The organism is Shewanella chilikensis, from assembly GCF_037953065.1.
GTDB classification, from domain to species: Bacteria; Pseudomonadota; Gammaproteobacteria; order Enterobacterales; family Shewanellaceae; genus Shewanella; species Shewanella chilikensis.
In genome coordinates, this window is record NZ_CP149966.1 from 4,487,509 (window position 1) to 4,509,032 (window position 21,524).

Here is a 21,524-nt window from a genome sequence, read left to right on the forward strand (position 1 = left end):
GTCCGTATATGAAATACAAAGAGCGCCAACTGGCGCTCTTTATTTATTTTACTAAATCAATGCCGAGAGACAGATGTTACCAGGCATCCAGTTCTGTGATCTTTAGATTCAACAGCTGCTTCTGCCACTGGTTTTTATCTACCCCTTCAATCCAGATCACCGAGGATTGCCGCTGCTGGCCCTTGCGCAGATAGGTTTCCGGCATACGCTTGATGGCACGCCAAACCTGTAGCTCCTCTTCTTTCATCTTGCGCCCCTGATCGTTATAAAAGCTGACACTGATCAGTACGCCAACCATATCTTCACTGCTGTTACTGCCGAGTTCGAAGGTCAGGCCCAGTTTGTCACCTTGCCACTGCGTCTGCAGCAGAGAAACGCTGACCCCTTCCCTGGCAGTCTTGCCAAGCAGTCCGGGAGTGGTCATGGCGCTCTGGGTCAACTGCTCAGCCGTGGCGGCTGGGTTTACCTCGGACTTGGGCGCCACTGCGACAGTATGGGTGCCGGTATTGGCTGCGGTATTCGATATCTCGGCCACCACGTCTTCAGTCACAGTTTCGGGTTCGGCGGCGCTGATCACCGCCTCTGTGAGCACATATTCCCAGGTAAAATCATCTTTGAGTATGACTCTGGCGCCATTTTCCAGAGTGACTTCAGCCACATGGGCCGGCTCGGCGATGGCAAAGCTTGAGCTCAGTATCAGTGCCAGGGCGCTGACGGCAAAGCTGGGTTTGAAAAGATTTTGTTTCGACATGAAAAAATTCGCTTGGCTGAATCCTGCGTCAACAATAACCGGGCTAACCTGGGCTGGCAATGACGAAAAACACAAACTTAGCCCGGCATGCAGCAAGCCGGTATATTCAGATGCCTTTACCTCAGATGAGGATGTTGCCCGGCATAGTGTAAGCCTTGGCGACAAAGAGGGTCAGAACCGGTCCGCGTTCAGTTGCAGCACAAAAGTAATGCTCTCTTATACTTTAACTACGGTAGAGCATTCTATGACACCGCCACCCAGCTTTTCGTCGAATTAAACCATTCAATGAAACAATCGCCGAGTTTGTAACTCATTGGTCAGCGTTTACTTACAACATACCCCACTATATGATCCCGCTCTTAGTCTATCTGATAGTTTGGAGAGGGTATGCCGTCGAATACCAAGGCCTGGTTGTCGAAGGCTCTGCAATTTGGCGGAGGATGCTTTTACCTGTTGCTGGCCTCATGGAGTCTATTCCATGTGGCAGGTTGGGTGGGCACACTACCTGATCATAGTGAGCACTGTCAGGAATCGATAGTGCTCAGCAGCTGGTCGCCGAATAAAGATTGGCAGGCCGACGTCAGCTTTTCCAACTGCAGTCTGCATGGACGTAGGCACTGGCAGAGCCACTTAAGCTTGACCGATCTGGAATCGGGACGTCAATTCCCCGGTCTGCTGGTGGTATCCGGTCGCCACGATGAGTTGAAACTCGACTGGTACAATCACAGACAATTATCCATTTCCGGGCTTCCCATAGATCACCTTGAACACTTCCAACAGCCGCTGGGAACCGAAATAGTCCTCACCTTGAAAGGTGATTGAACGCACACTTTCCAACAAGGATGAGATCGACTGTTCAGCCAAAGTTAACACCTGTATGTTACTCTGCAACCTGGCCTAGGTTGTAGGTCGGGATGAGTGATTTTCTCTGAGAGGTTAATTTTGGATAACTTGGACAAAGACTTGAGATTCGAACTGTCACACTGGTTGTCACAGCTGGGGATCAACAGCCAACCAGCCGATGGTTTGTCCACTTCGCTCATGGTGCTCGCCTGCCTGCTGCTGGCAGGGCTGGCATATTTCATTGTTCGTCGCGGTGTGGTGCGGGCGATGAACCTGGTGATTCAACGTTCCAAAGTCACCTGGGACGATATCTTTATGCGCCACAAAGTGCTGGAAAAGCTGGCCATGCTGGTGCCGGCTCTGGTGCTCAACCTGCTTATCCCCATAGCACTGACAGAACATAAACTATTGGCCGGACTGGTCGATAGGCTGCTCAGTATCTGGCTGGTCGTCTTACTGATCCGCGCCGCCTATTCGGCATTGGATGCGGTCAACGAGGTAGCTGACGTTAAGCTGATTAGCCGTCGTCTACCGGTGAAGAGCTTTGTGCAGCTGATCAAGCTGTTCCTGTTCTTTGTTGCCATCATTATTTCTATTTCTGTGCTCGCCAACCAGTCTCCTGTCTACTTCCTCAGCGGCCTGGGTGTCGCCACAGGTTTGGTGATGTTGGTGTTCAAGGACACCATACTGGGGTTTGTCGCCGGTATTCAGCTAGCGGCTAACCGCATGGTCAGCACAGGTGACTGGATCCAGATGGATAAATACGGTGCCGATGGCGCGGTGGAAGAGGTATCTCTGACAACGGTCAAGGTTCGCAACTGGGACAAAACCATCACCATGATCCCGGCCTATGCGCTGGTATCAGATGCCTTCCGCAACTGGCGTGGTATGTCTGAGTCCGGCGGACGCCGAATCAAGCGCTCGGTCAACATAGATATCAACAGCATACGTTTCCTGACCGAAGAGGACAGGAAGAAACTGGAAAAGATTAACCTGTTGAAAGAGTACCTGCCGAAGAAGATCCATGAGATTACCGAGTCCAATGCCAAGGTGTCGGATATCGAAATGCCGGTCAATGGCCGCAGGCTGACCAATGTGGGGACTTTCAGAGCCTATCTGCTGGAGTATCTCAAGCACCACGACAAGGTGCATAAGGAGATGACCCTGATGGTGCGGCAGTTGGCGCCCACTACCGAAGGGCTGCCGATAGAACTGTATATCTTCACCAATGATACCCGCTGGGCATATTATGAAGATATTCAGTCAGATATCTTCGATCATATCTTTGCCATCTTGCCACAATTCGATCTGCGTGCCTTCCAGGGCCCAACCGGCAATGATATTCGCAGCTTAAAAGATAATGGAGCCGGTGCAAATAAACCCACGTAGGCTTATTTGCACCGTCCTTAAAGCCCTTCCTTAATCTTTAACGGCCAATACAGTGGCGAGGGTGACAAACACCCCGCCACTGACACGGTCCAACCAATGTAGCCGTTGGCTGCGCTTAAGCCATGAGGCCAGCACACTGGCCATAGAGGCGTAAATCATCACAAAGCTGAAGTCTACCAAGGCCCAGGTGGAAGCCAATACCGCCAGTTGTGGCCCCTGCGGCGCAGTCACATCGATAAACTGCGGAAATAGAGCGGCGAAAAACAGCAGATCCTTGGGATTGCTGATCCCCACCAGAAACGCCTGCCTAAACAGACTGAGAGGATGGCCGTGTCCCTTGGGGCCGACACTCTGCTCAGGCGCATGGGGCTTGGTAAGCAGCAATTTAATCCCCAGATACATAAGGTAGGCGGCACCGCACCATTTGAGCAAGGTAAAGCCGTATTCGCTGGCATGCAGCAGGGCGCTCAGCCCGGCGATGGAAGCCAACATCAACAGCAGAGCCGCACTGACACTCCCCAAGGCCGTGGCCAGACTGCGGCGTTTACCAAAATGGATCCCGTGAGAGATAGACAACATGGCGATCGGGCCGGGGGAGATGGCTATCAGTAAGATCGCAAACAGGTACAGCAGGAAGGTCTGGTGATCCATAATTTTGTATACAAAGTTTCCGGGTAAGCGTCACTATAGTCCTGTGACACCTGCCGGACAAGACTCACTTGTCCGCTGAATAGTCCGGAATAGCCTTGGGGAAGCGACCACGAATGCCACGATAGAAGGCGATAAGCTGATCCATGTCTTGTTGCATGTCCGCACTCGGCATCAAGGGTTGATTGATCACCACCGCCTTCTGGCTGAAGTCCAACCCCACTGCCACAATCGGTACCCCTGCCTTGGAGGCGATATGGTAGAAGCCTGTCTTCCAGCGTTTTACCGGGCTGCGGGTGCCCTCAGGCGCCAGTGCCAACTTGAAGTTGGGATCCTGACGATACAACTCGCTTACCGCATCGACCAGATTATTGTTCTTGCGTCTGTCTACCGGCCTGCCGCCTATGGCCCTGAAAAACCAGCCCCAGGGTGGAATAAAGAGTTGATGCTTACCGAGAAAGTGGATCTTGACCGCCAGAGCCCCACGGGCGAGCACGCCGATAATAAAGTCCCAGTTACTGGTATGGGGCGCCACTATCACCAGGTATTGCGGGGAATCGGGCAGTTGTCCGCGAATTTGCCAACCAAACAGAGCCAGCAGCCATTGGCAGATTTTTTTAAACATAGAGAGTTGCCAAACCTTGAGTTGATTAAAGGTATAGTTCAAAAGTGTTTGGGGTGGGCCAACAGTCCAACCTTGATTAGCTTAGGAGTCTGAACATAGGCAGCACTTCCCCAAGCAGAGGCCTTAAGGAAAATATAATTTCAGTAATATCTCGTTTGTGCAAGCCTGGGTTCTACATCTTGCCAAGGAGTCGTCATTAGCTATGAATCCCTGTAGCGTAAGTTTGTTCAAAACGCGCGGTGGATTTGCTTACAATCTACTAAGACAATGTGTTTACCCAGATCTTTCCTTATCTAGAGCCAAATAGGTTAGTATCAGTATAGAAGCTCAACGCCTGTGTCGGCACGGTTTCCTGGCCTGGTTCCGGGAGAGTGCAAGGAGGGAATATGAAAAAGTTAATCTTTGGACTCCTGTCTGTACTGCTACTTGCAATCGCTCCGGCTAAAGCGGTACCGACAGATGAAATCACCGAGCTGATCAATCGTCAGCAACAAGCCTGGAATCAGGGAAATATCGATGCCTATATGTTGGGTTACTGGCACGATCCCAAGCTGAGATTTGTCTCCAAAGGCGAGTTCAAATATGGCTGGGACAAGATGCTGGCCGCCTATAAACGCAGCTATCCGGATCGCGCGGCAATGGGCCAGCTCAAGCTGGAGCTCAAGGATGTGCAGATGTTGAGTAACTATTCTGCCTTGGTGGCCGGTCGCTGGGTCTTGCTCAGGCAAAAGGATAGTCCATCCGGGGTCTTTACCCTATTGCTGGAGAAGAAAGACGACCACTGGGTAATCACTCACGATCACTCATCCTGACTTGCATAGGGAATTAGATTTATCTAATATCAATCCATTAAAAAAATCTAATGGAGCACCCTATGTTAAAACCCACACTGACCGCCTTGCTGGCATTTGCCTTGGTTAATCAAGCCATAGCCGAGCCAGCTGCCGCAGAATTCAAAACCGAAGCGGCCACGCTGGCCAAGCGCTTTGCCCAAACACTCAAGCCGCAACTGCAGCAAGCCCTGGCCGAAGGTGGCCCTGTGGCAGCTATCGAGGTTTGTTCCCAGAAGGCGCCGGAAATCGCCCACCAACTCTCCGCCGAGAGTGATTGGCAGGTAAAACGTGTCAGCTTGAAACCCCGTAATCCGGAGGCCGAGCCAGAAGTTTGGCAGCGACAGGTTTTGTTGTCATTCGATGAGCGGGCCGCAGCCGGTGAAGACCCGCAGAGTTTGAGTCATATTGATGAGACTGAGTCACAGCTGCGCTTTATGAAGGCCCAGGGTGTAGCGCCGCTTTGCCTCACCTGTCACGGTAGCCAATTGGCGCCCGAGGTCAAAACCGCATTGGATGAGCACTACCCGGATGACAGCGCCAAAGGTTATCAGCCGGGGCAGATCCGCGGCGCTATCAGCATAGTGGCTCCGCGTTTGTCAGCGCAAAACTGAACTGCTCCAATCCCAGTTGCCGCCCCTTGCCATCATACCTGGCTTCGTAAAAGTTCAGCTGACCTTCGCGGGAGATGAATATCAGGCTGGTGGCCCGGGTGCCGTATTCCGGGTGGCGAATATAAATGGATGACAGGCGCCGCTCCCATTCCAGACTGACTCCTGTGGTTGGCAAGCTGGTGTCCGGCGCAGGAGTCTCATCACGCATTATTGCCAGCAGCTTATCTATATCCGGCTTGGCCGATTGACTAATCAATCGCTCCAACGCCTGCTCGCCGCGGGCCATCTTGGGCCAGATATCATCCAAGGCACCATTGCTGATGGCGTGAAAGCCTTTGTTCAAGCACCGCAATGACTTATCCGGACTGTGATAACACCAAAAGTGCTTGCCCTGGCCGAAAACCAGATTGAAAGGATTATAGTTGTCGCTGTGCTCGCTGAGCCATTGTGGCTCTATTGGCGTTTGGCTATCGAGCGCCTTGAGCACCAACTCTCCGCGGCTGCGCATACCTTCCGGCTGCGTGATTAGCTGGCGGATATTGGTGAGACCGGCCACCATTCCCAGGCGATTACAGCCAAGCCAGGTACCACCTGCCTGCAGATCCTTACCCGCCAGCAGTTGCTGCTGTGGTGGCCAAAAGTGTGCCGGAGCCGTGGGCCTGTGATGAAACTCATCGCGGTTGGCGCAAAGGATCAACGGATAATCCGGATGCTGATCCAGCGCCAGAAACAGAATGCACATGGGCTGTCCTTATGCCGGGTCTAAATTTAGGCTTATCCCACAAGTTAGCCAACAAAGGCACCCATTGACAGGGTTAAATCAGTGAGAGCCTTTGTCTTGATGCTCATGGCCATTATGGTGAGCATGGCCGTGTGAGTCATGGCTGCTCGAACCGTGACTATGTGAACCATGGTTATGTGAACCGTGACTATGTGAACCATGGTTGTGGCCTGAGTCATTGTGCTGCCCCGAGCCGTGGTCATGGCTATGGCCTTTGGCCAGCCACATCCCCCGTAAAAACTTGCGTGGCCCCTGACGCAGCAAGCTGCTGGAGTAGAGCAGACACAGCAGCGTCAGCGCCGGGTAGCTTATCTCTTTCGGTAGCTCTCCCAGCTCACGCCACTGTGGTTGCCACCAGGCAATGCCGCTAAGCAGAATGGATAGCAGCAGCAACATGCCGAGCCTTTGACTCCAGCTCATCAACTTGAGTTGTGACAGATTAAGCACAGGTGCGGCAATCAGGGTCAAGGCTACTGCCAAGGGGCTCCAGCCGCTGTAGGCCAGCGACATCGCCAACACGGCGGCGCCCAGATTACAGAAACGCAACGGCAGAAACAGTAAGGCCAGCACCAGCACTTGTGCCACCGGGTGCGACAGCGGCACTGACGGATGGCCTATCAGATTAGCGAGGATCAAACTGAGCAAGATCCAGGGCGCGCTTCTATCCACCAGATGAGTGAAACCGAAATGCCAGGCGGACTGCGGCACCTTGGCGTGGGGATCGGTCAATTCGATGCGGGCATAACTCAAAAACAATCCCAGTGCGGCGAGTGCGAGGGTCTGCAGCAGAGCAAACTGCCAGCCCAGCAGCACCAAGGTCAGTAATAAGGCTTCAGGGCCGGCGAGACGTTGTAACCAACGTCCCGGCAGCGAGGCTTGAGTGGGAGACAAACCTGCGGCAAAACGTATGCTGGCCAAGGCGTAGGCCGCCAGCAATACCGGGGCCAGTAACAACAACCAGTGCAGCAGTTGATCTGTGCTGTGGTCATGGTGAGCGTGCTGGTGGCCGCCGGAATCCATCATCAGCAGCAATGCCAGCAGGCCTATCCCCAGCAGGCTGCCTATGCCGGCCTGGTATTCATATTTGCTGCTTGGGGTCTGCTGCCCATGGCCATGGGGCTGATGCAGCACCACATGCAAAATAGAGCCTGTGACAAAGGCTTGCAGGTACACGGTATTATCCAGGCTCAGATGGCTGAGCAGCTGCTCTCCGGCGAAGTAGCCCACAGATGTCAGCGCCATCATGGCCAGCAACACCAGACTGGCCCAACGGGTGCCGACCTGGGGTTTGAGCAACCACCAAATCGCCAGGCCCACGGGTAGCCTGTGCATGATCACCCCAAGCGCCAGCAGGCTGGAGTTGCCTTCCTGTTGTGCCAGCACCATGGCGCCGCCATCTGTGATGGTGTGCAACAACAAGCCGCCGATCCCCAGCGTGAGGGTCAAATTATGGGTGATCTCTGAGTAGCGATGAAACAGCTTCTCGCTGGCACTGGGGCCCCAAAGGCCGAGGATCACGAAGATGATCGCCAGTATGCCGCCGTGCTCCAGCAGTTCAGGCAGGATATGGATCAGTACCAGGCCGCCGAGAGAAACAAAAATAAAGCCGTCCAAGCCCTTCTGCAAACCGCTACCTGATGAGAAATAGCGGTAAAACAGCGGGCCCAGGAGCAGGGCGATAAAACTGGCGACGAGATAGAGCATGTATTTCACGGCTGAAGTTTAGAGAACGCCATAGTATACCAGTAGCCGGGCAAATGAGCAGTGCCGTTACCTGGAATTTACCTTGAAGGATTTTCCCCTCCGAGACCACAGATAAAAGTCCACAGCCGGTGACTAAAAAGTTATACAATAGTCGACTCTATGTTGTTGTATTGGTGAATGGATATTTATGGATACTCTGTCGGCTGCCGTAATGCTGTTTCTTATTATGGATCCCTTGGGCAACTTGCCTATCTTTGCCTCTATATTGCGTCATATCGAGCCCAAGAAACGCCGTCGAGTGCTGATCCGAGAGCTTATTTTTGCCTTGTTGATCATGCTGTTATTTCTATACGCCGGTGAAGCCATCCTGAGTTTCCTCAACCTCAAGTCAGAATCGGTCAGCATTGCCGGCGGCATTATTCTGTTCCTGATCGCCATCAGGATGATCTTCCCCCAACCCGGTGGGGTGGTGGGCCTGGCCGCCGGTGAAGAGCCCTTCATTGTGCCGATGGCGATTCCCTTGATGGCCGGTCCTTCAATTTTGGCGGCACTGATACTGCTGGCCCATACGGATAGCAGCCGTATGGCCGACTGGACCATAGCTCTGGTAGCGGCCTGGGGCGCCAGCGTGGTTATCTTGATGTTTTATAAGTTATTTACCAAGGTTTTGGGCGACAAGGGGCTCACTGCGGTCGAGCGCTTGATGGGTATGGTGCTGGTGATGATCTCGGTGCAGATGTTCCTCGATGGTGTCTCTCGATATTTGAATCCCTGAGTTGTTAATCGTTATGTTGAGTCGAGGTAAAAGTGCTTAGTTGTGCCCTGATCTGTGCTTTGAGTCTGACCGCCGGAGATTATGACAATCTCTTGCCCTATCAAGGCACGCCGCAGCAAGCGCAGGAGCGGGACGCCGCCGGGAATCAGAAGATCCCCGCGGTGTACATGGATATGGGCGCCTGGCATGGATATCACCTGCCGGATGATCCTGCATTTTATGGCAGCTTCACCGGTCCTATGATCATCGCCCAGGAATACAGCCTGCATCTGGCGCCCAGCTTGCAGCACCTCAGCGTATTGGATTTGAGCACAGGGCAGGCTAAGAATTTTGCCGAGGCGGAAAGACGTCTGTTCAGTCGCCCGGATGGCCTGTATCAGGAATATCGCTGGCAAGATCTCAGCCTCAGCACCAAACTCTATTTTGCCGATGAGCGCAGCTCACTGATTGAGACTGTGCTGGAAAATACCGGCTCCCAAGCCGGCCAGTGGCAGTTGCAATGGCAAGGAGAACCCTTCGATAAGGCGGTAGGCAAACCCTGGATTGCCGGCAGACAGTTTGCGACCAATCAACTGGAGTGGCAGTTTCGGCCACTGAGAAAAACTTGGTCGCTAATGCTCGATGATGCCAAATTCCGCATAAGCTTCCGTGAACCCACCTTCCTGGAAGAACGGGGCGCTCGGGGCTACCGAGCCAGTTCTGAAGTGCTGAACCTGGCTCCCTCTGAGCGGCGCAGTTTTCTCAGTGCTCAGCAATATTTTCACACCGCAGCAGAGGTAAAGCCGCTGCAGTGGCCTAAGTTGTTGCAGAGCGCCGAGCGCAACCATAGTCGCTGGGGTTGGCGTCTGGCCAAGTTGGCCGATGGCGACTTGGGGCAAAAGCGTATGGCTGCCCGGGCCATCAGCACCCTGACACACAACTGGCGCAGCCCGGCCGGGGCATTGCGTCACCACGGGGTAACACCTTCGGTCACCTATCAATGGTTCAATGGCATCTGGGCCTGGGATAGCTGGAAACAGGCGGTGGCCCTGGCGCGTGTCGAGCCTTGGCTTGCCAAGTCCAATGTACGGGCGATGTTTGACTATCAATTTGATGCGCAGGATCCCGTCAGACCCCAGGATGCCGGCAGCATGCCGGATGCGGTGTTTTACAACCAAGATGCGGCCCGCGGCGGTGACGGCGGCAACTGGAATGAGCGGAATGGCAAACCGCCGCTGGCGGCCTGGGCCGTATGGGAGATCTACCTTCAAGACGCTGACAAGGCATTTGTCGCCGAGCTCTATCCACGATTGATGGCCCTGCATGCCTGGTGGTATCGCAACCGGGATCATGACGGCAATGGTTTGGCAGAATATGGCGCCAATCTGCATCCGCTGCACGGTGAGCCTGGGGCACTTAATCGTGATGCCATCATTCAGGCGGCGGCCTGGGAGTCCGGCATGGACAATGCACCCAGATTCGATGCCGATAACAGCCTGCAGGTACTGGAAAATAGTGACGCCAAGGGGCGTTTGCTCGGCTACTCACTCAATCAGGAGAGTGTCGATCTCAATGCATTTCTCTATGCCGATAAACAGTATCTGGCGCAAATGGCCAGTCTGCTGGGACGGGAAGCCGAGGCAATGCAACTGCGGCAACAGGCCCAGCGGTTGGGACAAGCGATTCGGCAGGCCTTTTACGACCCTGCCAGCGATTTCTTCTACGATGTACGTTTCGATGCCGAGGGCAAGCGGCGATTGCTCAGCGACAATAAGGGCACTGAAGGTTGGATCCCGCTGTGGGCCAGTGTCGCTTCGCCTGAACAGGCCGAAGCGTTGGTAACACAACAACTTAAACCAGAAAGCTTCGGTACCCAGGTGCCATTTCCGAGCGTGAGCGGCGACAGCCCAGCGTTTGCCCCCGACAGATACTGGCGCGGGCCGGTATGGTTGGATCAGGCTTTCTTCGCCATTAAGGGATTGCAGCATTACGGTTACCGGCAACAGGCAAGTGCAATGTCGCGGCGCTTGCTGACGGCCATCGCCGCCGATAGCCGGGATCTGCCGATACGGGAAAACTACCATCCACTCAGCGGTGAAGGACAGCATGGCACCAACTTCAGCTGGTCGGCCTCGGTCTTATTGTTACTTTATAGTGAAGGTTTGTTGTCTGAGGCTGAATAATCGCTGAATGAGGCGAATTGGCCGCGATTTTCTGCTGTGCAATCTCATGTGCTGCTGTTAATCTTCTGTACCATCTCTGTTAAAAACAAGGCGCTGCCGGTGCGACTGCCCTCAACTCTTGCTATCTGCTTGCTTCTTGGTGCCTGTCAGGCAGGGAGCGATGGCGGAGTCGATACCATTACGGATAAAAACCGCGCGGTTAAACCCTTATTGCCCTGTGGTAATGGGGCACCTGTGGTAAATCGAGCTAAAATTAAAACCAGTCTTATCGAGCGCAACATCATCACTCCGCAAATGAGCGAACAAGAGGCCGAAGCCAAGGTCTCTGAGTATATTCAGCAACGCAATCAGAAGTTTGAAAAGTGTATCAAGGAGCCCAAGTCATGAGTTTAAAGCCGGTATTTGCCCTGGGGGCGGCTTGTCTCTTTGGCATATCCAATGCTCTGGCCGCCACGGCTCCGGCGGATCCCGGGGTGATCAACAAAGAGCAGATCCTCTACTGGCTGGAGAAACGCGGTGAACTTGATGCCGACGCCTCAGAAGAGGAGCGGCAGCAAGCGCTGGCGGCTTATACGGCCAAAGCTACTGGTGCAGACAGCAAGGCCGCACAAGTGCTCAAGGCCAGAGAACAGCAACTGCTGCAACAGGCACGAAGTAATAGCCTGCGTCAAAGCAAGTTAATGCGGGCACAGTCGCGGGTAGCCGATACCGATGTGACCAAGCGGGTCAAGGTGTTGGCCGTGCTGGTGGATTTTCCCGACTTGCCCTATAACAACAATCGCCTGAGTCCCGGCGATACCGAAATGTATTACGCCAACTACTCGGTAGCCCATTACCGTGATCTGCTGTTTTCCGATGCAGGTTTCCCTGGGCCCCAGGGGCAAGTACTGCCCTCAGCCTATCAGTACTATCAAGCAGTTTCCGGTCAGAGCTTTTTCTTCAATGGTGATGTGAAAGGCTGGTTCAGAGCCAGCCAAAATGCTGCCTACTATGGTGCCAACGACCCGAATAACAACAATGACGACACAGCCGCCACCGAATTGGTAGAAGAAGCGGTAGCAGCTGCAGTAGCCAGCATGAGTACCGCTGAGCTGGCACTGTATGATATTGAAGATCCTTATGATATCGACGCTGACGGCAACCTGGATGAAGCCGATGGGATTTTGGATCATGTGATGATCTTCCATTCCAGCATAGGCGAAGAGGCCGGTGGCGGCGTGCTCGGTGATGATGCCATCTGGTCACACAGATTCTTTGTTCCCTCGGCGCCAGGTCAATACGGCCAGGCTATCCCTGGCAGTAATATGCGTCTGTTCGGTTATACCATTCAGCCGCTGGATGCCGGAACCGGTGTCTGTACCCATGAGTTTGGTCACGATCTCGGTTTACCGGATGAGTATGACACCAGTGCCGAAGCCAGCGATGGCTCGCCTGTAGGTCTCTGGTCTCTGATGTCCGGCGGCAGCTGGGCAGGTTCTCCGAGAGGCTCACAGCCCAGTGGTTTCAGCCCCTATGCCCGCTCGTTTCTGCAGGACAGATACAAGGGCCGCTGGGTCAACGAACAATCCCTGGATTATCAGGCGCTGGATAGCAACGGCACTCAGGTGTCGCTTACGCATGCCAATAGCAGTAGCGTAAACCAGTTGGCCATCAAGCTGCCGTCCGACTCCATCGCCTTTACTCAGGCTTACCAGGGGCAATACCAGTACTATTCGAATCAGGGCGATCAGCTCAACAACGCCATGTCGTTCGAACTGCAGCTACCCATGAGTACCAGTCTGACGCTGAAAATGAAGGCCCATTGGCAGATAGAACAGGACTACGACTATATGCAGCTGCTGGTGGATGGGGTGCCATTGGCGGGAAGCCATACCAAAAGCAGCAACAGTATCAACAATGCCGCCAATATTATCAGTGGTGACTCGGCGGCCTTATCCGGCGGTGAGGGAGAGCAAGGCTGGCAAGAATTGAGCTTCGACCTTAGCGCCTACGCCGGTATGAACAAGCAGATAAGCCTGGTGTATCGTACCGATGAAGCTGTCGGTGGCTATGGCTTTGTGGTGGATGACATACGTATAGAGAGTGACGGCAACCTAGTCTACAGCGATAATGCCGAGACGGCTCTCGAGGCGGTAAATCTTTCGGGTTTTGTTCGCACCGATGATACTCGCCCAGGCGCGCCGCGGCGTTATCTGCTGCAACTGCGCAACTATCAGGGCGTGGATAGCGGACTGCAACAAGACAGTTATGAGCCGGGACTCTTGGTGTGGTTTGAAAACTTAGCCTACAGCGACAACAAGGTGGCCGAGCATCCGGGATACGGGCTCATTGGGGTGGTGGATGCGGATCAAAACCTGATCGGCAACCGTGATACCGATGTGCAGGTTCGTGATGCCAGCTTCAGCCTCTATCCGCAGTCGGCGTTTTTCGGTGACCCCCATCTTGGCAACAATAGCCTGTTTGATGACAGCGACGACTACAGTGCGCCGCTCAAGCCTCAGGCCGGTCTGGTGCTGCCCCAACTGGGTCTTATGGTGCAGCTTTTGACCCAGGAGCAAGACAGCAGCCAGGCGCAGCTGCTGGTGAGTAAACGCAGCGACAGCAACGGCACAGAACTCAGCGCCAGCATTTCGGCCCAGCAGGAAGGTGGCAATGTCAGTTTCAGCGCCAATCTCAGTGGCGGTACTGCACCTTACACTTACCAGTGGGACTTTGGTGTCGGCGGCGTTGGCAGCACTCAAGCGACGCCTCAGTACAGCTACAGTGAGTCCGGCACCTACACAGTCACACTGACGGTGACAGACGCCAATAACCGGCAGACCGTGACCAGCTTGCAACTGACTGTCAGCATTCCTCTGTCGGCGCTGTTCGATATCAGTGGTACAGGTTTAACCGTGCAGTTCAATAATCTCAGCCGCGGTGGCAGCGGAGAACTCAGTTATCAGTGGGACTTTGGTGATGGCCAGAGCAGCACAGTTGCTTCTCCCTCGCATACCTACAGTGCGGCGGGCAGCTACAGTGTGCGCCTGACAGTGACTGACTCACAGAATAATCAGAGCAGTAATAGTCGCACCTTGGTGGTCTCCAACCTGGTTGTACCCAATACGACTGAAAGCAGTTCCGGCGGCGGTGGCGGTAGTCTCGGCAGCCTGAGCCTATTGGGGCTGGCGCTGATCGCCTGGCGGCGCAGGCGTTGACAGAATAAGGGACGCTTTGGCGTCCCTTGTATGTTTTGGGGAATTCAAGAGAGGGATTACAAGCCCTTGTTCAAGGCGTAAGTTGGCCTTGATGGATGGCGGCAACCGCCGCCGGCAGGAAGATTTCACCGACAATCAGTTGCTGCTCCTGAAAGTGAAAATAACGTCTTCTGCCCCAGATAGCCTCTGTGGTAGGTTGCGACAGTGAATCTGCGAGGGAAGCGACCCGTGAATGGTTATCGAAGCAGGCAACCTCTATAGCGCCGGGTTCAAAGCCGATATCACCAAATAACAATTCTCCCAAGGGGCGAGTACCCAACTTACCCAGTCTCTGCTGTTGCTCCAGCAGCTTTGCCGGGATCAGGGTGCGGCCAAAGACCCAGGGAGTCCCGTCCAGGCAGAGCAGCACTTCTCTGATCCAGATGGCTTTGTGCTCCTTACCCTGCCATTCCTGAGCTGCGGTGGGCAGCATGGCTTCGCCGAGCAGTTTGACCTCAAAGTGATTGCAGCAACTTTTGAGTCTCTTGGTGAGACTGCCGGTCGCCAGTAGCCAATCATGCAATGGCGCTGCGGGGAGTTGTTGTAATTGCTCTGGCGAAAACCACTGAATTGATTCACCATAAGGAAAGCTTAAACTGGTCACACTCATCGGATACCCGGTACAATATTACAACTCGGGAGTCTATCACGCTTGCCCACAAGCAGATAGATCGCAAGGGGCGTCTGCACAAGTCACGGGAGCTGGAAACTCAATATGAAACGCATTTTGACACTGTTGTTTTTTATGCTGGCCGGCATGTTGCAGCCTGTGATGGCGGCCGATGAAAAGCCTGCCGAAGATACCTATGCCTATTATGGCTTTGAACCTGAAATAGTGACCAACTATATCTCCAACCGCAAGAAGTTGGGGTTTGTACGCATCAGTGTTGAGCTGATGGTGAAAGATCCCCAGGACTTGGTAGCCTTGCAACACCATGATCCCCTGCTGCGAGCCGCGATAGTGGAGATTCTCGGTAATCAACCCGAGGACAGGGTCAAGTCGCTTACCGGCAGAGAAGAGATCCGCCGTGAATGTTACGACACAGTCAATCGTTTGCTGGAGCAGGAAACCGGTCGGGCACTGGTGGTGAATCTGCTGTTTACCAAGTACCTGTATGACTGAGGTAACAAAGCGTCGGCTCAACGCTCCGAAAGGCAAGGCCTGGGCCGAGGTAAAGAAAAAGCCGCAAAAGACGACTCAAAAAGCCGGCAAAACCTTGGTTAAAACGGGCGGAAAAGCCAAGAACAAGGGCTTGCACCCGCGCAACCTGCACCGCCAGGGCTATGACTTTGCTGCTCTGGCCGCCAGTTACCCTGCGCTCGCGCCTCACCTTATCACCACAGACTATGGCCAGGTTTCGATTCCCTTTGCCGAACCGCAAGCTGTCTTGGCCCTCAATGCCGCCCTATTGCAGCACCATTACCATATCCAGGACTGGCAGTTGCCTGAGGGCTATCTGTGCCCGCCAATTCCCGGACGAGTAGACTATTTGCACCATATCGCCGATCTGCTGGCCGAAGGCGGTAAAATCCCCCAAGGCCGGCGTATTCGCGGCCTGGATATAGGCACGGGAGCCAATGGCATCTACCCCTTGCTTGGCTCAAGTGTCTACGGCTGGCAGTTTGTCGGCGCCGATATCAACCCTGTGGCGCTGGACAATGTCGCCGGCGTTTTGCAGCACAATCCCAAGCTGACTGGTGCCATTGAACTGCGACTGCAACCCGAACCGGAACAGATATTTCATGGTCTTTTGCAGGCGGGGGAGTGTTTTGACTTCAGCCTCTGTAATCCGCCGTTTCATGCCTCGGCCGCCGATGCCCGCAGTGGCAGCGAACGCAAGCAGCGCAATCTGGCGGCAAGTCGCGGCGAGCAACATCAGCGTCAGGAGCATAAACTGAACTTTGGCGGCTGTCAGGCCGAGCTTTGGTGCGATGGCGGCGAGTTGGGCTTCTTACTGAGGATGATTCACGAAAGTCGCGAATATGGTGGACAAGTGCTGTGGTTTTCTTCCTTGGTGTCCAAGAGTGACAACCTCAAACCCTGTCAACAGGCGTTAACGCGGCTTGGCGCCAAAGAGGTCAAGATATTGGAGATGCAACAGGGCAATAAGCAAACCCGGGTGTTAGCCTGGAGTTTCTTCGATGCAGCCGCCAGACTTCAGTGGTGGAAGTTCAAGGCTTGAGGCCCGCCAAAGGCAGACCTCAAATTGGATTGAAAATCCGATCTACTCCGGACTCCACAGCAACCGGCCGCAATCGGTGAGATCGTAACCACCGAGCAGAGCGGCCATCTGCCGGGTGTGGCTACCGCCGAGCATCTTGAACAGCTGCTGTAATTGACGGCGGAAATAGATCCCCTGCGGCATGACAAAGTCGAAGGACTCTGTCACCAAGGGCACAAAGCTCAAGCCACTTTCCATGGCGACCGCCTGACAACCAAAGCCGATATCGGCATCACCCCGGGCAATATACCCGGCCAACTCCCTTTCACTGAAGGCGGTGAGTACTGAGTTGAGCTGCTCAAGCTTGGCACCCTGCTTCAACAGCCAATGTTCCAGATGTTGCTGGCTGCCGGCACCGCCCTGGCGGGTGACCCAGCGCCAGGAGAGTTGCAACACCTTGCTCTCTTCCTGACACCTGTGGTGCATATCCGGCCGCACTATCAACCCCTGCTGGCGGTTATAGCCGTGAACCATGATCCATTGCTGGTGGTTGGGATACCCCTTCAGCAACGCCGTATGACGAATATTACGCTCTTCCAAACTGCCCCAATGTAAGGTACAGACATCGGCATAGCCCTTGGACAAGAGCTCCAGCCCCAGGCGGGAACCTGTAGCGCTGTAGCTAATAAGTTCTCGACTGCCAACCTGGGCCATCAGCCTGGCCACCTGCATCGATAACAAGGGGTCATCACTGCCGGTGATCAGCAAGCGATCGGTCAACATGCCACTGTGGCAGGAGTCCATGATCCAACGGTCGATTAGTATCTTTGGAAACAGCCACTTACCTGTGATTTTGGTCGCCGGTAGCATACGCTCATTGGCCATGGCATAGACCTTTTTTTCATTGAGGTCCAGATACTCGGCCACCTGCTTGGCGCTCATATAGACAAGTTCACTGGGCTCCGTCATCACTTCTCCTTGGTATCTTGGGTATCAGCGTGGATTGCTGGCATCAAACTCAATATTATCGGCGCCATTGTACACCAGGAAATGGCGTCCCTTGGCACGGGCGACCATGGTGATCCCCAGCTTCTGCGCCAATTCCAGGCCCATCTGGGTAACACCGCTGCGGGACAAAAGCACAGGGATCCCCATCTTGGCAACCTTGATAACCATCTCGGAAGTAAGCCGTCCCGTGGTGTAGAAAATCTTGTTGTCGCCTCTGTCCTGCTCCAGCCACATCTCCCCGGCCAGAGTATCCACCGCATTGTGGCGGCCAACATCTTCGACAAAGGACTTTATCTTATCCGCTTCACACAGACCACAGCCGTGAACAGCACCGGCATTCTTGTAAGTCTGATTGTATTCACTGATGTTTTTCAACAGGGAGTAGAGCATGCTCTGCTTCAGTTTCGGCTGCGGCAGGACTATGTCGCCCAACCCTTCCATAAAGCCGCCGAATACCGTGCCCTGGCCGCAGCCTGTGGTGACCGTCTTGTCGGCCAGTTTGGCATCCAGATCCTCAGTCTGCTCCCGGGTGATCACGGCCGCGGAAGCCACATCCCAGTCAACAATCACAGATTCCAGTTGCGAAACATCATTAATAAAACCTTGATTCTTAAGGTAACCCAGTGCCAGAGCCTCGGCTCTTGCGCCCAAGGTCATCAGGGTGACTATTGGTCGCCAGTTGAGGTAAACCGTCAGCGGCCTTTCACAGGCGACATACTTCTCCTGCAGTTGGCCATTTTCATCGACCGCAGTTACGGCAATGGTCAAAGGTACCTGGGTATTGGTCTTGATCAATTGGGGTTTGGCACGGGTCATTATTAAACCTTCATAGAGAGCATGGGCCACAGCATAGCAATATTTATACCGTCACAGGGTTCAGGCTGCAAAATGCGTGATCCGCAGCAAGCGTCGACAATACCCAGGTCATGAATGTCCCAAACCAGATTACATATTGGACAAAATGTCCTACTTTTAGCCTTAAATAGATGATCAAGTTCAAACTTATTTCTCATATGGCAACTGGCACTAAAATTGCAATGTCATAGAGGTCTTACTTATGCCCGAAAATAATCCCATCGGGAGGGAGAGTCAGTATGCAACATTCCGAAAGCGTATGGCCCATGTACGTTTCACTGAAAAAAGTGGAGAAACAGGTCGGTCGTTGGACATCCATCAGCTGGGAGCTGGACCAAATCGTGCCCGCCACTCATGAGGCGCCGCCCGGATCCAAGCTGGTTCTACTGGAGTTATTTCGTGATGAGCGTGCCAGTTACCGCCTTAATCTGGATATGGACAATCCCATGCTTTACATCGTCTGTGACGAAGATGTCGAGGGCAACTGGATCCCGGCCGCCATCTCCGCCGACCAAAATGTCGCAGCCGGCTGTCTCGAAGGGGATACCCCAGTGCTGAACATGCCGATGCCGGAGGCGATTGCCTGCTGGATTGAAGCCTTTATAACCCGTCACGGTGAAGTGGAAATCACCGCCCACAGACGCAAACATGTTAACCGCCGCAAGGAATTGGCCGAAGACAACATTCGGAGGCACTAATGGCCGAAAAGAGTGGATTCCTGAGCCGTTGGGCACTGCGCAAACAACAGGTACTGGACGGTGAAACTCCTGTCGATGAACCGCTGCAAGAAACACCTCCCCAAGCGGAAATTGTGGCAGAGGCAGAGCCGGAAACTCAGGCTGCGCTCGAAACTCTGTCAGAGCCTGAGTCGCAGGAAGAAAAACTGCTGACCGCCGAAGACTTGCCCGACCCCAACGGTATCGAGGTTGGCGGCAGTTTCGCCAGCTTTATGGCCAAAAATGTCGACCCGGCTGTCAAGACCGCTGCACTGCGCACCCTGTGGAAGCAACCTCACTTCAATGAAATCGACGGCTTACTCGAGTACGCACTCGATTACAGCAACCAGCCCAAGCTAACCGCTGAAGCCTCTGCAGAATTGGCCAAGAAAGTTTTCCGTCACGTACTGGAAAAAGAGGAGCCGGAAGAAGCAGAAGAAGCCTTAGCCGAAGCCGATGCTTCCCTAGAAGATGCCGAGGTCGACACGCCACAGTTAGCCGAGCAATCTGCGCCACAGTCGCCGGCGGACAATTTGGACGGGGAAATGACGGCAGAAGCCCAAAATGCCTCAGATACAGTGGCAGAAACTCATAAGCCGGTTGTTTGACGTCAGTTTAACAGCCTTTAATGCCCATAAATTTGGTATGTGAATTGCTGTATTCAGGCTATAGCAAGCTGTAAATCAATAATAAAAGCAGCAAGATAAAGAATACGGCCACCGCCATAAACTGTTCAGGAACGCAAAGTGAACAATAGTGTGAGCAATAATCCCGCCCAGCAAGCGCTGCGGCAGGTGCGTCGTGAGGTCAGCCAGCAGACTCAGATTCTGCAAAACCTGATCCCACCGACCGTAAGTTACACCACAGAGGGGAATGTCCTGGTGATAGGCCCTGAAGATCTGGCCCGGCTGGCGGCAGACAAACTGTCTGCCATGGCCGGCAGAGTGATCTTGGCCAATGAGCCGATCACCAGCCAGGAAGAGGCCCACCTCGAAGCCGTAATGGCTGCCGCCGAAGAGGTTGAGAGCTACTACAACAAGCTGATTGGCATCAAAGGCTTCCTCGGTCAATTCCAGGTGAGTGTCGAACATGACAACGGCGCCGCCGAGCTCAGTGTGGTTGCTCTGCGCAAGCCGCATTTTGACCTGATCCTCGACCTGAGCCGGGAGCCGCAAATTCAGTTGGAAATGCTGCCACCCGGCTATTTCTATGTGGGTCAGGACCCGCAGAAACTGGCCGAAGCCTTGCAAGAGTTGCCCCAGATGATCGGCCAGTTTGACAAGCCGCGCTATGTCAAGGTCAACGCCGATCTCTGTGCCCACAATCGCAACGGCAATAATGGTTGTAACCGCTGTCTCAACTTCTGTCCGGCCGATGCTATCAAGAGCGTGGCCAAGCAGATTGAGATAGACCCTTATCTGTGCCACGGCGCCGGCAGTTGCACCAATGCCTGTCCAACCGGGGCCATTGCCTACGACCAGCCAACCCCTCAGGCGCTGCATTCATACCTGAATAAGTTGATTTCCCGCTTCCGCGAACAGGCACAAACCGCGCCTGTAGTTCTGTTCCACGACATGGGACAGGGCGGCGCCTTGATCAATGACGAGTTGCCGGGCGAGGTTCTTCCTGTGGCACTGGAAGAAGTCACTGTGGCCAGCATGGATCACTGGATGGCTTCTCTGGCTTGGGGCGCACGCCAGGTGTTGATCCTCAACACCAGCGCTACGGCCCCTACCCTGACCCAAATGCTCAAGGGCGAACTGGGATTGGCCAACGCCATTTTGGATGAGATGGGACAGCCTCAAAGGATTCGGGTTATCGACGAAGCCGAGCTTGCCAATCTCTGGCCTATACTGGATGTAAGTCTGGACTGGCCCGTGATAGTACCTGCTGTGCTCTCTGAGGGTAACAAGCGCACCCAGCTGTATGCCGCTATCGATCATCTCAATGAGCAAGCAGCCAATGTCGATACTCAACTGGCCATGGGTAATATCCCCTATGGCCTGGTGAATATCAATGCCGACAAGTGCACCTTGTGTATGTCCTGTGTCGCGACCTGCCCTACCCAGGCATTGACCGACGGTGGCGACACCCCGGCACTTTATTTTGTCGAGCAGGATTGTGTGCAGTGTGGCCTGTGTGAAGCTGCCTGCCCGGAGAAAGTGATCAGCCTGACTCCTCAGGTCAATCTGGATAAGGCTGCACGGCAGCAGCGCCGGATCCTGAAAGAAGAAGCTCCGTTCGAATGTATTCGTTGTGGAGCGCCGTTCGCGACCCAGTCTATGGTGCACCGGATGCTGGATATGGTCGGAAGCCACAGCGCCTTCAGCGCCAACATAGAGCGCTTGAAGATGTGTGGTGATTGCCGGGTGAAGGATATGTTTGAAGACATACTCCAGGATCCGGAAAAGCAACTGAGATAAGA

21 protein-coding genes are annotated in these 21,524 nt (G+C 54.1%); 13 read left to right on the forward strand and 8 right to left on the reverse strand.

All coding sequences use genetic code 11. The annotated features are described in order from the left end of the window. Positions 1-76: 76 nt before the first annotated feature. On the reverse strand, positions 77-751 hold the full coding sequence (locus WKR14_RS20165; RefSeq protein WP_335921390.1) for a DUF3157 family protein: 675 nt from the start codon (positions 749-751) through the stop codon (positions 77-79). Positions 752-1,138: 387 nt separating this feature from the next. On the opposite strand from WKR14_RS20165, the gene WKR14_RS20170 reads away from it, so the two are divergent. After that, positions 1,139-1,573, forward strand: a complete 435-nt coding sequence (locus tag WKR14_RS20170) for a hypothetical protein (protein ID WP_226565690.1) — start codon at positions 1,139-1,141, stop codon at positions 1,571-1,573. A gap of 129 nt (positions 1,574-1,702) precedes the next feature. Continuing rightward, complete coding sequence (locus tag WKR14_RS20175; RefSeq protein WP_224867258.1) at positions 1,703-2,983, forward strand: mechanosensitive ion channel family protein; 1,281 nt, start codon at positions 1,703-1,705, stop codon at positions 2,981-2,983. 30 nt (positions 2,984-3,013) lie between these two features. On the opposite strand, the gene WKR14_RS20180 is transcribed toward WKR14_RS20175, so the two are convergent. Then, positions 3,014-3,634, reverse strand: a complete 621-nt coding sequence (locus WKR14_RS20180) for a LysE family translocator (RefSeq protein WP_101057359.1) — start codon at positions 3,632-3,634, stop codon at positions 3,014-3,016. 64 nt (positions 3,635-3,698) lie between these two features. After that, positions 3,699-4,256: a lysophospholipid acyltransferase family protein gene (locus WKR14_RS20185; protein ID WP_101057371.1), complete on the reverse strand. Its 558-nt coding sequence runs from the start codon at positions 4,254-4,256 to the stop codon at positions 3,699-3,701. A gap of 386 nt (positions 4,257-4,642) precedes the next feature. Between WKR14_RS20185 and WKR14_RS20190 the strand changes: the two genes are divergently transcribed. Next, complete coding sequence (locus tag WKR14_RS20190; protein ID WP_101057357.1) at positions 4,643-5,068, forward strand: YybH family protein; 426 nt, start codon at positions 4,643-4,645, stop codon at positions 5,066-5,068. Positions 5,069-5,130: 62 nt separating this feature from the next. Beyond that, a complete protein-coding gene (locus WKR14_RS20195; protein ID WP_339087115.1) occupies positions 5,131-5,700 on the forward strand; it encodes a DUF3365 domain-containing protein in 570 nt (189 codons plus the stop codon). Here the strand turns inward: WKR14_RS20195 and WKR14_RS20200 are convergent. Further along, on the reverse strand, positions 5,663-6,442 hold the full coding sequence (locus WKR14_RS20200; RefSeq protein WP_101057353.1) for an NRDE family protein: 780 nt from the start codon (positions 6,440-6,442) through the stop codon (positions 5,663-5,665). The two genes, WKR14_RS20195 and WKR14_RS20200, sit on opposite strands and share 38 nt — an antisense overlap. Positions 6,443-6,520: 78 nt before the next feature. Continuing rightward, positions 6,521-8,185, reverse strand: coding sequence for a metal transporter (locus tag WKR14_RS20205; protein ID WP_335921388.1), 1,665 nt, complete (start codon positions 8,183-8,185; stop codon positions 6,521-6,523). Positions 8,186-8,372: 187 nt separating this feature from the next. Between WKR14_RS20205 and WKR14_RS20210 the strand changes: the two genes are divergently transcribed. Genes WKR14_RS20210 through WKR14_RS20225 form a run of 4 tightly spaced genes read left to right on the forward strand, consistent with a single transcriptional unit; the run spans position 8,373 to position 14,319 of the window. Continuing rightward, positions 8,373-8,960 (forward strand): YhgN family NAAT transporter, encoded by a 588-nt coding sequence (locus WKR14_RS20210; RefSeq protein WP_100143252.1) that lies wholly within the window; start codon positions 8,373-8,375, stop codon positions 8,958-8,960. A gap of 32 nt (positions 8,961-8,992) precedes the next feature. Then, a complete protein-coding gene (locus WKR14_RS20215; protein WP_339087116.1) occupies positions 8,993-11,122 on the forward strand; it encodes an MGH1-like glycoside hydrolase domain-containing protein in 2,130 nt (709 codons plus the stop codon). A gap of 48 nt (positions 11,123-11,170) precedes the next feature. Continuing rightward, positions 11,171-11,509 carry a hypothetical protein gene (locus WKR14_RS20220; RefSeq protein WP_224867207.1) on the forward strand — a complete coding sequence of 113 codons (339 nt, stop codon included), beginning with the start codon at positions 11,171-11,173 and terminating at the stop codon, positions 11,507-11,509. Continuing rightward, positions 11,506-14,319 carry an immune inhibitor A domain-containing protein gene (locus tag WKR14_RS20225; protein WP_339087117.1) on the forward strand — a complete coding sequence of 938 codons (2,814 nt, stop codon included), beginning with the start codon at positions 11,506-11,508 and terminating at the stop codon, positions 14,317-14,319. Before WKR14_RS20220 ends, WKR14_RS20225 begins: the two co-directional genes overlap by 4 nt. A gap of 70 nt (positions 14,320-14,389) precedes the next feature. Here WKR14_RS20225 and WKR14_RS20230 read toward each other — a convergent pair whose 3' ends face one another. Continuing rightward, positions 14,390-14,968 (reverse strand): chorismate--pyruvate lyase family protein, encoded by a 579-nt coding sequence (locus WKR14_RS20230; RefSeq protein ID WP_101054275.1) that lies wholly within the window; start codon positions 14,966-14,968, stop codon positions 14,390-14,392. A 105-nt stretch (positions 14,969-15,073) separates the two neighbouring features. On the opposite strand from WKR14_RS20230, the gene WKR14_RS20235 reads away from it, so the two are divergent. Both WKR14_RS20235 and rlmF read left to right on the forward strand, forming a co-directional pair. After that, complete coding sequence (locus WKR14_RS20235; protein WP_100143257.1) at positions 15,074-15,481, forward strand: flagellar basal body-associated protein FliL; 408 nt, start codon at positions 15,074-15,076, stop codon at positions 15,479-15,481. Then, positions 15,474-16,541: a 23S rRNA (adenine(1618)-N(6))-methyltransferase RlmF gene (rlmF, locus tag WKR14_RS20240; protein ID WP_234555735.1), complete on the forward strand. Its 1,068-nt coding sequence runs from the start codon at positions 15,474-15,476 to the stop codon at positions 16,539-16,541. The genes WKR14_RS20235 and rlmF overlap by 8 nt, the downstream gene beginning before the upstream one ends. A 42-nt stretch (positions 16,542-16,583) precedes the next feature. Here rlmF and WKR14_RS20245 read toward each other — a convergent pair whose 3' ends face one another. Together WKR14_RS20245 and WKR14_RS20250 are read right to left on the reverse strand one after the other, a co-directional pair. Further along, positions 16,584-17,489: a helix-turn-helix transcriptional regulator gene (locus WKR14_RS20245; RefSeq protein ID WP_039035141.1), complete on the reverse strand. Its 906-nt coding sequence runs from the start codon at positions 17,487-17,489 to the stop codon at positions 16,584-16,586. A 24-nt stretch (positions 17,490-17,513) separates the two neighbouring features. Next, on the reverse strand, positions 17,514-18,344 hold the full coding sequence (locus WKR14_RS20250; RefSeq protein WP_339087118.1) for a formate dehydrogenase accessory sulfurtransferase FdhD: 831 nt from the start codon (positions 18,342-18,344) through the stop codon (positions 17,514-17,516). 278 nt (positions 18,345-18,622) lie between these two features. Here WKR14_RS20250 and WKR14_RS20255 point away from each other — a divergent pair, with 278 nt between their 5' ends. From WKR14_RS20255 to WKR14_RS20265, 3 genes are all read left to right on the forward strand, one after another. Further along, a complete protein-coding gene (locus tag WKR14_RS20255) occupies positions 18,623-19,081 on the forward strand; it encodes a DUF3305 domain-containing protein (protein WP_101054266.1) in 459 nt (152 codons plus the stop codon). After that, complete coding sequence (locus WKR14_RS20260) at positions 19,081-19,707, forward strand: DUF3306 domain-containing protein (RefSeq protein ID WP_101054264.1); 627 nt, start codon at positions 19,081-19,083, stop codon at positions 19,705-19,707. Before WKR14_RS20255 ends, WKR14_RS20260 begins: the two co-directional genes overlap by 1 nt. A gap of 150 nt (positions 19,708-19,857) precedes the next feature. Next, a complete protein-coding gene (locus WKR14_RS20265; RefSeq protein ID WP_165566094.1) occupies positions 19,858-21,522 on the forward strand; it encodes a 4Fe-4S binding protein in 1,665 nt (554 codons plus the stop codon). Positions 21,523-21,524: the final 2 nt, after the last annotated feature.

Bases quoted from the DNA above. Each gene is read 5' to 3' on its own strand.
- WKR14_RS20165 (WP_335921390.1), bottom strand. From the start codon at position 751: ATGTCGAAACAAAATCTTTTCAAACCCAGCTTTGCCGTCAGCGCCCTG.
- WKR14_RS20205 (WP_335921388.1), bottom strand. From the start codon at position 8,185: ATGCTCTATCTCGTCGCCAGTTTTATCGCCCTGCTCCTGGGCCCGCTG.
- WKR14_RS20200 (WP_101057353.1), bottom strand. From the start codon at position 6,442: ATGTGCATTCTGTTTCTGGCGCTGGATCAGCATCCGGATTATCCGTTG.
- WKR14_RS20255 (WP_101054266.1), top strand. From the start codon at position 18,623: ATGCAACATTCCGAAAGCGTATGGCCCATGTACGTTTCACTGAAAAAA.
- rlmF (WP_234555735.1), top strand. From the start codon at position 15,474: ATGACTGAGGTAACAAAGCGTCGGCTCAACGCTCCGAAAGGCAAGGCC.
- WKR14_RS20230 (WP_101054275.1), bottom strand. From the start codon at position 14,968: ATGAGTGTGACCAGTTTAAGCTTTCCTTATGGTGAATCAATTCAGTGG.
- WKR14_RS20250 (WP_339087118.1), bottom strand. From the start codon at position 18,344: ATGACCCGTGCCAAACCCCAATTGATCAAGACCAATACCCAGGTACCT.
- WKR14_RS20185 (WP_101057371.1), bottom strand. From the start codon at position 4,256: ATGTTTAAAAAAATCTGCCAATGGCTGCTGGCTCTGTTTGGTTGGCAA.
- WKR14_RS20235 (WP_100143257.1), top strand. From the start codon at position 15,074: ATGAAACGCATTTTGACACTGTTGTTTTTTATGCTGGCCGGCATGTTG.
- WKR14_RS20170 (WP_226565690.1), top strand. From the start codon at position 1,139: ATGCCGTCGAATACCAAGGCCTGGTTGTCGAAGGCTCTGCAATTTGGC.
- WKR14_RS20180 (WP_101057359.1), bottom strand. From the start codon at position 3,634: ATGGATCACCAGACCTTCCTGCTGTACCTGTTTGCGATCTTACTGATA.
- WKR14_RS20195 (WP_339087115.1), top strand. From the start codon at position 5,131: ATGTTAAAACCCACACTGACCGCCTTGCTGGCATTTGCCTTGGTTAAT.
- WKR14_RS20260 (WP_101054264.1), top strand. From the start codon at position 19,081: ATGGCCGAAAAGAGTGGATTCCTGAGCCGTTGGGCACTGCGCAAACAA.
- WKR14_RS20210 (WP_100143252.1), top strand. From the start codon at position 8,373: ATGGATACTCTGTCGGCTGCCGTAATGCTGTTTCTTATTATGGATCCC.
- WKR14_RS20225 (WP_339087117.1), top strand. From the start codon at position 11,506: ATGAGTTTAAAGCCGGTATTTGCCCTGGGGGCGGCTTGTCTCTTTGGC.
- WKR14_RS20190 (WP_101057357.1), top strand. From the start codon at position 4,643: ATGAAAAAGTTAATCTTTGGACTCCTGTCTGTACTGCTACTTGCAATC.
- WKR14_RS20245 (WP_039035141.1), bottom strand. From the start codon at position 17,489: ATGACGGAGCCCAGTGAACTTGTCTATATGAGCGCCAAGCAGGTGGCC.